The organism is Pseudomonas sp. K8, from assembly GCF_014889455.1.
Taxonomy (GTDB): Bacteria; Pseudomonadota; Gammaproteobacteria; order Pseudomonadales; family Pseudomonadaceae; genus Aquipseudomonas; species Aquipseudomonas veronii.
Window position 1 is genome coordinate 1 of sequence record NZ_VJWO01000177.1, and the last position, 668, is coordinate 668.

At 59.1% G+C, this 668-nt stretch carries 1 protein-coding gene; it reads right to left on the reverse strand.

Annotation, left to right across the window (positions count from 1 at the left end; translation table 11 throughout):
* Nucleotides 1–74: 74 nt before the first annotated feature.
* A complete protein-coding gene (locus INT12_RS32120) occupies nt 75–383 on the reverse strand; it encodes a DUF6124 family protein (protein ID WP_079443517.1) in 309 nt (102 codons plus the stop codon).
* Between the last annotated feature and the right edge of the window lie 285 nt (nt 384–668).

Genomic DNA, 668 nt, shown 5'->3' on the forward strand with positions numbered 1-668 from the left:
AGTGGCAGTCACTGCATGAGTGCCTGAACCACCGCTATCGGGAGCAAGCTCCCTCCCACATTTTTTGTGCGTGGTCAGGCAGTGGTCTTCGTGGGCCTGAGGCATTCGATGGAGCGGTCAACCGTGGTTTTGGCGATTTCCAGCAAATGCCACACCGCGAGGATCTTCGCCCGCTCCGGTTTCTCCAGCAGCTCCCCGCAATCCAGCGCCGTCGCCGAAGCGCTGTCCAGCAGACTGGCGGTGTAGAGCAGGGCGTCTTCGAAGCTCAGGTCTTCGTTGACGGCGTGGAAACCTTGGGTGGGCAGGTAATGGTCGATGGCGCGGTTGAAGGCAGCGCGGTCTTTGGTGGGATCGATGGGTGGGTCGGGTAGGACTTTATTCATGGTGTAACTCCGAATTTTGAGTAAGGAGCCGAACCGGTCGCGACTAAACGAAGGTGGCGGCTGTACGCAGGTTAGTCGACCGGTCAGAACAGGAACCCGGCGCGCCCGAAGGCGCCCTGCGCACAGCCACCATTGAGCTTCATGGGACCATGCGCCTGTTCTGAATCCGGGCGACTAAACCCGATCACTGATTTGGCAGTGACGGACCGCAGACTAGCCATCGATTCCAACAGGCACAAGGCGGCGCAGATTGTCTAGGAAACGTCCTGCAATTTAAAGCGACCC

What these genes read in the sequence shown, in the direction of transcription:
- INT12_RS32120 (WP_079443517.1), bottom strand. Translation starts at nt 383, where the DNA reads ATGAATAAAGTCCTACCCGACCCACCCATCGATCCCACCAAAGACCGC.